The following is a 1653-nucleotide window of genomic DNA, read 5'->3' on the forward strand; positions in this document are numbered from 1 at the left end:
GAGGACGGAGCCCCCGCTCCGCATGTCCGCTACGCCGTCAAAGTTCAGTTTCACAGAGGCTGAGTATGTCAGGTTGGCTCTGCGGACAATGCTCGCGATACAGTTCCGCACGACCGGCACGCGGACGATGCTCGCGGGGGAGTGCCCCCTCTGCGGCGCTGAGCGCCTTGAGGACGGAGCCCCCGCTACGCATGTCCGCTACGCCGCCAGCTATACCGCGCTACTACAGACCCAGCTGGCGCAGATAGCGTTCCGCAACCGCCTCCACCTGGTCCAGGCCATGCACACGACCCAGCGCCTGTGCCCAGGCATCACCCGCAGGTTCCGAACCCACCGGCAGACCGGCCGCCGCCCACAGCATACCGACCATCGCGCCCACCGAATCCGAATCAGAATCCACCGACACCGCGCGGCACAGCCCCTCAAACAGGGTGCCACGCACCGTCGCATCATCAGCATCGGCGGGCAGATTCCTCAGCGCATCCGCCGCGCACCACAGCGCCGTGCCCAGCAGCTCCGGGGCGGTCCACCCCGTACCAAAATGCTCCGCCACAGCCTCCGGAACCGGCACCGTACCGCCCTCCAAAAGCTCGAAGGCACGGTTCAGCGCCTCCACGGTGCGGGAACCATCACCCGGAATCGCATCATCCCCGGCAACCGAACCGCACCACGACACCACACGACGCACCGCCTCCAGCAACGCGTCAAACGAGCCGGACGGGGATGCCAACAAATCGCGGATGAGCAGCGCGTACGCCGCCGCTGACACTAAAGCCTCCGGGTGGCCGTGCGTCAATGCCGCACCGCGCACCGCCAACATGACCACCGTGCGCTCCTGAGCCACCGGCAACAGCCCCAGAGCCGCCGAACGCACCAGCGCGCCGCTACCCAGAGCATCAGGGTTCACCGACTTCGACACCAGCTGCATCTCACCGGTACCCAACGCCCGCAACGTCGCAGCACCTGGACCGCGACGAGCCGTCAACTCGTTCGACCCGTCAATTTCACGATCCAAAGAAAACGGGGCGGTCTCCGGCAGAGCCTCGCCAATACCGCGGAACCACCGCAAATACGCCAGCCACAGGCACGCCAACTCATCCGCCGCCGCGCCCTCGTTATTCCACTCCAGAACCTCCGTCAGGCCGTCTAGGGTGTAGCAGGTCAGCTGCGTATCATCGCTGATTAGCAGCTCGCCGTACGCGGCCTCCCAGGGCTTCGGGTTGCGCTCCGCGATCTGCTCCGCCGACAGCAGCTCAAGGGGATAGCCCAGCGCGTCACCCAGCGCAGACGCATACAACAGGCCGCGCACCCGGCCCGCAAACTCCGCAGAAACCTCGGGTGCGCGCGTGAACTCAGAAAAACTCATAGGGCGATTATCCCACGGGTGCATTAGGACGCGGACTCCGCAACGGATAGGCGGCTCCGCGCTCACGCTCGCGGGAGGCCCGTAACCAGGCGGCTTCGTGCTCAGGATGCGCGGGGTTGGGGTATATCAAGCGGCTCCGCGCTCACGCTCGCGGGGGAGTGCCCCCTCTGCGGCGCTGGGGCGCCTTGAGGACGGAGCCCCCGCTCCGCGTGAGCGCCTCGCCGCTATGGGGTGCCTACTCCGTGCGTGGGAGGCCTTGAGGACGGAGCCCCCGCTCCGCGTGAGCG

1 protein-coding gene is annotated in these 1653 nt (G+C 67.0%); it reads right to left on the bottom strand.

The annotated features are described in order from the left end of the window. Positions 1-223 precede the first annotated feature (223 nt). Positions 224-1366: an ADP-ribosylglycohydrolase family protein gene (locus tag HMPREF2630_RS05945; RefSeq protein WP_070483859.1), complete on the bottom strand. Its 1143-nt coding sequence runs from the start codon at positions 1364-1366 to the stop codon at positions 224-226. Positions 1367-1653 lie beyond the last annotated feature (287 nt).

Source organism: Rothia sp. HMSC072B03 (genome assembly GCF_001809565.1).
Taxonomy (GTDB): domain Bacteria; phylum Actinomycetota; class Actinomycetes; order Actinomycetales; family Micrococcaceae; genus Rothia; species Rothia mucilaginosa_A.